Source organism: Zongyangia sp., assembly GCF_965361945.1.
Genome location: NZ_CBDTOK010000063.1, coordinates 1 through 9,212 on the forward strand (window position 1 = coordinate 1; position 9,212 = coordinate 9,212).

Annotated in this window: 5 protein-coding genes and 1 tRNA gene; 2 read left to right on the forward strand and 4 right to left on the reverse strand. The window is 56.8% G+C overall.

The window, feature by feature from the left end:
• Both ACZ25G_RS04000 and ACZ25G_RS04005 read right to left on the reverse strand, forming a co-directional pair.
• Positions 1-1,088: glycosyltransferase family 4 protein (locus ACZ25G_RS04000; protein WP_463681621.1), on the reverse strand; the 1,088-nt coding region annotated here is incomplete at its 3' end.
• On the reverse strand, positions 1,085-2,224 hold the full coding sequence (locus ACZ25G_RS04005) for a glycosyltransferase family 4 protein (protein WP_463681622.1): 1,140 nt from the start codon (positions 2,222-2,224) through the stop codon (positions 1,085-1,087). The genes ACZ25G_RS04005 and ACZ25G_RS04000, both read right to left, overlap by 4 nt.
• A 418-nt stretch (positions 2,225-2,642) precedes the next feature.
• Here ACZ25G_RS04005 and ACZ25G_RS04010 point away from each other — a divergent pair, with 418 nt between their 5' ends.
• The gene (locus ACZ25G_RS04010) at positions 2,643-2,972 is read left to right on the forward strand and encodes a hypothetical protein (protein ID WP_463681623.1); all 330 of its coding nucleotides are present in this window, start codon (positions 2,643-2,645) and stop codon (positions 2,970-2,972) included.
• Between the two features lie 44 nt (positions 2,973-3,016).
• Complete coding sequence (locus tag ACZ25G_RS04015; protein ID WP_463681624.1) at positions 3,017-8,032, forward strand: cadherin-like beta sandwich domain-containing protein; 5,016 nt, start codon at positions 3,017-3,019, stop codon at positions 8,030-8,032.
• Between the two features lie 255 nt (positions 8,033-8,287).
• Here the strand turns inward: ACZ25G_RS04015 and ACZ25G_RS04020 are convergent, their stop codons facing one another.
• Positions 8,288-8,686, reverse strand: a complete 399-nt coding sequence (locus ACZ25G_RS04020; RefSeq protein ID WP_463681625.1) for a hypothetical protein — start codon at positions 8,684-8,686, stop codon at positions 8,288-8,290.
• A gap of 341 nt (positions 8,687-9,027) precedes the next feature.
• Positions 9,028-9,114: transfer RNA gene (locus ACZ25G_RS04025), tRNA-Leu, on the reverse strand.
• Between the last annotated feature and the right edge of the window lie 98 nt (positions 9,115-9,212).

The following is a 9,212-nucleotide window of genomic DNA, read 5'->3' on the forward strand; positions in this document are numbered from 1 at the left end:
GCTTTCGCTGATCTTTCCCAGGAAAAACGGGACGCGTTTTCATACCCCGCCTGCCGCAGCTGATTTCCCAGGGCGGGGTCGGTGAGAAGCCGGTGGATCTGATGGCAGATGTCCTCTGGATCCATAGGGTCTACATAAAGGGCGCCCCTCCCCGCCACCTGGGGCAGGGCGGAGGCGCCGGAGCAGATCACCGGGGCGCCGCACTGCTGGGCTTCGATGACCGGAATGCCGAACCCCTCATAAAGGCTGGGGAATAAAAACGCCCCTGCCATGGAATAGAGGGCCCCCAGATCCTCCCTCGCCACATAGCCGGAGAAAAGGACATCCTCCCGGCAGCGGATGGCGGCAAGGGCCTTCTCCCTGTCAAACTTCCAGCCCTGCTCCCCGGCGATGACAAGCTTCCAGCCCGCTCCGGCCGGCCGGGATTTCAGCAGGTCAAAGGCCTCCATGAGCCGGGTCAGGTTCTTGCGGGGGTTAAAGTTCCCCACAAAGAGAAGATAGCGCTCCGGCAGGCCGTATCTTTCCCGGACAGCCTCCAGCGTTTTTTCATCCTCGACCCGTCGCAGGGCCGGGTCGGCGGCGCAGGGGATAACGTGGATTTTTTCCGCCGGGATGGCCAAGAGCCTTGTCATCTCCTCTTTGGTAAAGGGGGAGATGGCCCCGTAGCAGACCGCCCGCCTTCGCAGCAGACGGTACTGGAGCCGCCAGTACCAGACCCGGGAGGCACGATAGGCCTCCCCCATCCGGAAGAGGGCCAGATCGGTGACCATCGGCATTACCTGGCAGCTTGGGGGCAGCAGCAGGGGGATCTTGGAATCGGTGGTGAGGTAAAGGCAGTTTTTGCAGTAGCGCCGCCCCATCCAAAAGGACTCATACAGCCCCCGGAGGAGGGCCCGCCCCTTCTTTACCGGGATCCGGATCTGGCGGGCCTGGCCCTGGGGAAAGGGCGGGCTGTCGGCGGAGAGAAGCACCGCCGCCTCCCGGCCGGGATGCTGGGCCAGCCGTCCAAACAGCTCATAAATCAGGATGCCGATGCCGCTGCTTTTCTCCTGGTACTGGGTGGCGCTGATGACAAGACGCTTCTTCATGGCCCCATCCCCTCCCACCGCCGGACGGCCTCCTCATAGACCCCCATAATCTTAGGAAAGGCCTGGTCCAAGCTGTACTGCCGCGCCATCTCCCGGCCCCGGCGGCCCATCTGAACCGCCTCCTGCCGGTGGGTATAGAGCCACCGAAGGGCCAGGGCGCATCCCTTCCGGTTGTCCAGGGGGAAGAGCAGGCCGTTTTTCCCGGAGGAGATCAGCTCCTGATGGCCCTTGACGTCGCTTGCCGCCGCCGGCAGGGAGGAGGCCATGGCCTCCATGAGATGAAAGGGCAGCCCCTCCCGGCGGCTTGCGGAGACGGCGCAGTCGCAGGCGGCATAAAGCCCCGGCATGTCCTCCACAAAGCCGGGGAAGAGCACCCTTTCTCCCATAGAAAGCTCCCCGGCAAGGGCGCGGCAGCGCTGGAAAAGATCCCCCTGCCCCGCCAGGATAAGCTTTGCCCCCGGCATCTCCGGGGCGGCCTGGGCAAAAGCCCGAAGAAGGGCCTCCTGATTCTTCCGGGGGGAAAATTCGGCGGCGCAGACAAAGACAAAATCCTCCGGGGAAAGCCCCCACCTTTCCCGGAGCCGGCATCTTTCCTCCGGCGGCCGGTTTCTATGAAACCGCTCCAGGTCCACCCCCATGCCGGGGATGAATACAGGCTCCCGCCGGGCCAGGCGGTATTTCCGGCAGAGCCTTTCATCCTCCCGGTTCATGACCATGGCCACGTCGGTGAGGGGGGCCAGCAGCATCTCCGGCAGAAGGTAGGGCCATCTTCCCATCCCGTCCTCCTCCCCAAAAAGGTAGCCGTGGACGGTATGGACCACCAAAGGACGGCGCTTCATCCCCATAAGGGCCGCCCGCGCCACCCCGGAGGCCAGGGCGGTATGGGTGCTCAGCAGGGAGAACCCCTCCCGGCGGATCAGGCGGCGGGCGGCCAGGATGGCGGTAAGGTTTTGAGGGCTTGTCAGCTTCTTTTTCATGGGCAGGGTGACCACCGTGTGGGCATAGGGCACCTTTCCCACATCCGGCGCCGCCGCCCAGACCTCATAGCCCATCTCCCCGAAGGCCTTGAGATAGGGCAGGTGGAAGTTGCGCAGGTGGGAGAGGGTGGAGGCGCAAAAAAGCACCTTTTTCTTCACAGGATATCCCTCCTTTCTCCCCAAAGCCGCCGGCTCTGCCGCTGTAAAATCCGCCGTCCCTGCGGACGGTAAAATCCTTCCCTTACAGCATGTCCCTTTTCCCGCCTTTCTATGCCCTCCAGCGGTATTTTCTTACCCTTTCCCAGACGTACAACATCTTGTCCTTTTTCACAAGAAACGGCGGCGGAAATTTGCTGTTGCGCCGAAATATGAAAGGGAAATGTTTTTACAATTGCACAAATAATACATGCATCTTATAACGAAATTATTTACTGGTTTTTCCAAAATATTCGCGGCCGGAGGGGAGGAAGAATGGCTTTGGCCGTGGGAAAACCGGATGTGCCCGCCGTCAAAGGGCGGCATAAAAACTTGGGCTGTCCCCTTGGGGGAAAGCCTGCGAGAAGAAGGAGATTTTTTTATGAAACAACGACACAGGGCCTCTCGCCTGGGCGGACTGCTCAAACGCCGCCTGCTCCCGGCGATCCTGTCCCTTTCCATGGCCGTTTCCCTGGCCCTGCCCGGCGTCGCCGCGGCGGCCGGCGGCTTTGAAACCAATCTGACCAACCTCCACGGTCTTTCCGGCACCTGGACGGCTGAGGATGACGGTTTCCACGGCACCTCCGCCGGCGGGGACAACTTTGCCATCGCCGACGATGTGGTGGGGCCGACGACCTGTTTATCTATGAGGCGGACATCACCTCCGACATCACCAACCCGGATTTCAACGCCTCCCTCATCTATGGGCTGAAAAATCCCAGCACCCCCAGCGAGCGCTTTTATAATTTCGGCGTCATGCCGGGGAGCAACCAATACATCCGTTTTGACCAAACCAACGGCGCTCCCCTCAGCGGCGTGCAGACCGGCGCTATTGAGGAGAAGGACACCTATCATGTAAAGATTGTCCGCAACAGCCAGACCGAGTTTGAGTTCTTCATCGACGATACCCCTGTCTATAAAGCCACCCACGACAATTTCGAGGGCGGCTATGTGGGCATGATGACCAATGATAAAGGCGTTTGGCAGAATGTGAAGCTGACCATCACCGGTTCCACCCAGGGTTTTGTCTCCAACCTGACCGGCTGGACCGCCCAGAGCGGCACCTGGACCGAGACCCCCCAGGGTTATGCTTCCGACTGCGCGGGCAACTGCTTCCTGCTCTCGGATAAGGCCCTTTCCGGCGACGCCCTCTTCACCTATGAGGCGGACATGACCCCGGAGAGCAACAACAACGGCCTTGCCTTCGGCGTCAAGGATACTCAGAACCCCACTGCCCGCTGGTACTGCTTCAGCGTGGAGGGGGACAATATCCTAATCTTTAACCAGACCGACGGCAACCCTGGGGACAGCCTGCGGATCATCCCTCTCACCGAGGAGGAGAAGGGGCTAGATACCTACCATCTCAAGGTGGTGCGCAAGGACGCTTCCACCTTCGAGTACTACCTCGGGGAGCGGCTGGTGCAAACCGAAACCTACGGAGCCTATGAGGGCGGCACCTTCGGAGTGCTTTCCACCGGAAAAGCTGTGTTCCAGAACGTGAGCCTCACCGAGGAAGGCACCTCCATCGCGGGCTTTACATCCAACCTCTCCGGCTGGCACGGGGTTTCCGGCACCTGGAACTTTACCCAGGACGGCTATGAAGGCAACTGCGCCGGCAACCAGTTCGCCATGTCCGGCAAGGAGATCGGCGACGACGTCCTCTTTGTTTACGAGGCGGATATGACCCCCAAGACCAATGCCTCCGGCATCGTCTTTGGCGTCCAGAACCCAGACGACCCCATCACCCGCTGGTACTGCTTCAATGTGGAGCGCACCGCTGACGGCGGCTCCAACACCATGCTCTTCGATCAGACCAACGGAACCCCCAACGTCCTGCGGGCCGAGCCTCTCACCGAGGAGGAAAAGGCCAAGGATACCTACCACATGAAGGTGGTGCGGGAAGGGGAGACCACCTTCAAATTCTATCTGGACGACAGGGAGGTCTTTGTCCAGGATTTCGCCGGCTTTGCGGGCGGCTATTTCGGCGTCATGAGCACCGGAGGCGGCATCTTTAACAATGTCAACTTCACCGAGACCGGCAAGGTTGCCGGGGAAGGCTTTGTCACCAATCTCTCCGGCTGGAGAGGCGTCAGCGGCACCTGGAGCATGACCGAGGACGGCTTTAAAGGCTCCGGCGCCGGCAATGTCTTTGCCATGTCCACCAAGGCGGTCAACTCCCACGATCCCTTCACCTTTGAAGCGGACATGGAGCTGCCCCTGGAAGAAACCGCCGGCGGCATCACCTTCGGCGTCAAGGATCCCCAGAACCCCTCCGGCAAATGGTTCTGCATCAATGTGGACCGGGGCGGTCCTCTTTCCCGGATCTTTGCCCAGACCAACGGCAATCCCGACTTTATCCATGACTTCCCCCTCACCGATGATGAGAAGGTCCAAACCACCTTCCATCTCAAGGTCGTCCGTGAGGTGGAGGACGGCCCGGTGAAATTCTACCTGGGCGACCGGCTCCTGCTGGAAAAAGAGCTGACCACCTTTGAGGGCGGCTACTTCGGCGTTATGTCCTGCAATTCCACCGTCACCTTTAACCATGTCTATTACACCATCAACGGCTCCGACGCCGCCTTTACCTCCAACCTCACCGGCTGGCGGGGCGTCAACGGCACCTGGACCACAGAGGCCGGCGGATTCCAGGGCGTTTCCACCGGCGGCAATACCTGGGCCATTGCCGAGGACTTTGAGATTGACGGCAACACCTCCTTTATCTTTGAAGGGGATATGGAGCTCAGCGCCGGCAACCACGCCGGCGGCCTCATCTTCGGCGTCAAGGATCCGGACAACCCAGCCGGCTATCCCAGCCAGTGGTACTGCATCATGGCGGCCAAAGGCGACGGCAACTTTATGGCCTTTGCCCATAAGGATAATTCTCCCCAATTTATCGAAACCGCCGGCCTTTCCGACGGGGATAAGACCACCGAAATTTACCATCTGCGGGTAGAATATCTGGAGTCGAAGACCGCCAACTTCTACATCAACGGCACCCTTTATAAATCCATCTCCCTGCCAAACTTCGAGGGCGGCTATTTCGGCGTCATGGTGTCCGGTCCCACCACCGCCACCTTTGACAATATCAACTACTATCCCGCTGTAACACCTAAGCTGGAGGGACTGGAGCTGGTTGGCGCTGAGATGGACAAACCTTTTGACCCGGCGGAGCATTCCTACTGGGCCGAGGTGGATCACAGCGTCAGCTCTGTCAAGGTAAAGACCGACTTTGACGACACCCTTTACAGCGTCACCGTCGGCGAGCAGCAGGCCGCCCCGGGAGAGGAAGTTTCCGTCAACCTGGCTGATGGCCTCAACACCGTCCGGGTGGTGGTCCGGGATCCCGGTTCCGATCTCTCCGACACCTACACCATCAACGTCACCCGGCAGCCGGATCCGGACACCCTCTATCACGAGACGGCCCGGCCCCAGCTCCACTTCACCCCCTATATGTATCAGATGAACGACCCCAACGGCCTGTTCTATGACGACGTAACGGGGCTTTATCACCTCTTCTTCCAGTGCAACCGGCCCTTTGACACCGGTGTAGAAGGGCTTTCCGGCACCACCAGCTGGGGACATGCCATCTCCAAGGACATGATCAACTGGCGGGAGCTGCCCCTGGCTATCACCCCGGATGAGTTTGGCATGGCCTGGTCCGGCTCAGCGGTCATTGACCGGTACAACACCTCCGGGCTCTTTGAAGAAGATCCTTCCAAGCCTAACTACACGCCTCCCGGCTCCCGGATTGTGGCCTTCTACGCCAATGTAGGCGGCGAATATGGCTATACCAAGGAGAGCATGGCTTATTCCATCGACGGCGGCCAGACCTTCATCAAATATGAGGGCAACCCGGTGGTCAAAAACCCGGGCGACATCTATGGCGGCGGCCTGCGGGACCCCAAAGTCTTCTGGTATGAAAGCGAAGATCTGGAGAATGGCGGCATTTGGGTCATGGTGACGGTAGGCAACCTGAATATCTTCACTTCGCCCAACCTCATTGACTGGAAATTCTGCGGACGGCCCCAGATCAACGGCCAGGTCTTTGATTCCGAGTGCCCCGACCTCTACCCCCTGCCGGTGGACGGCGATCCTGACAATGTGAAATGGGTTTACACCGGCGGCGGTATCTTCTATATTCTGGGACATATGGAGGTAACCGGTCCCGACTCTGTCATGTTTGTCCCTGAAACCGACAAAATTTATGCCCTCAACGGCATTGCCGACCAGGGCCCGGGCAATCCGGCTCCTGAGACCTATGCCACCCAGACCTTCCACAACGAGAAGCTGGGCCGCACCATCTCCATCAGCTGGCTGCGGGATCCCTCTACCCAGTGGAAGGATAAAAACTGGAACTCCGCCCAGTCCCTGCCCATGGAGCACAGCCTCCACACGGTGGACGGCCAGGTGAAACTCTTCAGCTACCCCGCTGAGGAGGTCAACTCCATGCGGGATGAAAAGATCCTAGACCTCAAAGACATCCAGGTGGACGAAAACAGCGAAAACGTCCTGAAGGATATCCAGGCGACCCTCTGCGATATCGACGCCACCATCACCCTGGGCACCGCGACCCAGGTAGGCTTTAAGCTGCGCACCGGAGAAGCCGGCGGCGGCCAGGAGCTTGTCATCACCTACAACCGGGAAGACGGCAAGCTCTATGTAGACAAGACCAAGACCGGCGGCGGCAGCTATCTGGGCGTCTACGAGCCCGACCTGACCCTGATGGAAGGCGATCAGATCAATCTGCGGATGATTCTGGATCAGATCTGCTTTGACGTCTACGGAAACTACGGTGAGGCCGCTGTGGCAGGTCTCATCTACACCGAGTTTGAGAACGCCGGTATGGAGTTCTTTACAAACGGCACCGCTACCATCGATTCTTTGGAGATCTACTCCATGAAGCAGATGGATCGGACCACCGATTTCCCAGATCCTGTCGTTCCCACTGAACTGAGCAATCTGGAACTCTCCAACGGTACCTTGGATCCCGCCTTTGACAAGGATACTCTAAACTACACCGCCACCGTGGCAAACTCCGTCTCCTCTGTCAAGGTCATGCCCACCTACACCGGCGACACCGCTGTCACCGTCAACGGCAAGGATGTCGCTTCCGGTTCCTACTCCGAGGACATTGCCCTGGAGGTTGGACCTAATGCTATTACCGTGGTAGCAGGGGATAAGACCTACACCATCACTGTCACAAGAGAAGAGGAAGAACAGCCTCCTGTAGGCGAGAAACCTCTCCTGGATGGCCTGGAGTTGTCTGAAGGAACTCTTACTCCCGCCTTTGACAAAGACACCTTCTCTTACACCGCTGCCGTAGGAAACGAGGTAGAGGGTGTACAGGTGAAAGCCTTCTTTGCCGATGGCATCACAGCCATGCTGGGAGAAGATGCGCTGGAGAGCGGAGTCTACTCTGAAGAGATCCCGCTGCAGGTAGGAGAAAACGAGATTGTAGTTACGCTGAGCCTGGAAGGTGAAGAGAGCGAATATGTGATTGTGGTGACAAGGGAAGAGGAGGCGGTGACAGAGCCAGAACCCACACCTGGCACCGACAAGCCCAGCATTCCTGGCTCTGACGAAGATCAGGCAGGCGGCGGGGACTGGGATTGGCCGTCTGGCAGCGGAAATGATTCCGCCAATGGATCCGGTTCTGGCAATAGCGACAAAGAGAACCCGTCTTCTGGCGATCACAGCATGATCGCTGGAGCACTGGCAGTCCTGGCCCTGAGTGCTGGCGCTGCTGTGGTTCTCTCCCGCAAGAGAAAATAGTTTCATCTCATTTTGTTTTATGACCTAAAAAAGCGGATGGCTCAATACCATCCGCTTTTTATTGGGCCACAAAGGCTGGGAGCTCATCAAAAATTTCAGAAAACGCGGTAAACTTTATTTTTACATCCACCTAAAATACAAACAAAATAAGCCTTCGGTAAACTCAGTGCTTACCGAAGGCTTGGCCGATGTAGTCAATTTAGATTTCGAACCTCCGCTATCCTCTGTTCTGCCAAATGGCCTTTTTGCGCGGTCTCATCCCAGCCATTCGTCTGGGAGAATAAAGATTTGCCTGCAATCATGAAACGAGTTTATTTTCTCAAGCGTGACCGAAAGTCTTATGTCACATTGAATGGTTTGACCTGTCTTCAGTTTGGAAAAGTCGGCCATTTTTACATCTGCATCGACTATTTCATAAATTTGGCATTTTCCATTGACCGTCATGGTCACCGAAGCTGGCTCGCCATTATCCAACAACAATTCGATATACTCATCTTGTTCAGAAATCGAAGTAATTTCGCCTGTAATATATTTTCTTGGGATATCATCATAAGAGTATCTATTGGAAGGCGTTTGTAAAAGAATTACTGAAAAAGTGATTGTAATAAAAATCACCACGAGCAAAAATGCCACATATTTTATTTTTCTTTTCATCAACCATTTCCTCCATGATATCGATTATCCTGTAAGCCTCCGAATTCCTTGCTGTTGTTTTGTAAAAGTTTTCTTGGATTTTTTCAATAATTAAGAGGGGTGTACGCTAATACAATAATAGGTTATAAAAATCCAAAAATCAAGGACGAAAGATGATCGTCTTGCCCCTCCTTTCGAGAGATATCCTCAAAAAAAACAACAAATCCGAACCTCTCACCAATCAGTGTTAGGTTCGGATTTGTTGCGTTTGAGTTACAAAAAAGATACCCACCATAGACGCGAGCGCAAAGCCGAAATAAAACAAAAGCCCCGAACGCGACTTGCGCGTCGAGGCTCTCGACTGGTGCCGGTGGCGGGGGTCGAACCCGCACGCGGTTGCCCGCAACGGATTTTGAGTCGCGGTCGTCTGCCAATTCCGACACACCGGCATTTATATTTTAATTTCCCTTGTGTCCCGCACATCTCAGATTTTGGAGGGATGTGCGGGAGGGATATTAAAATCAAATGAAATTATGAAGTTGTGAAA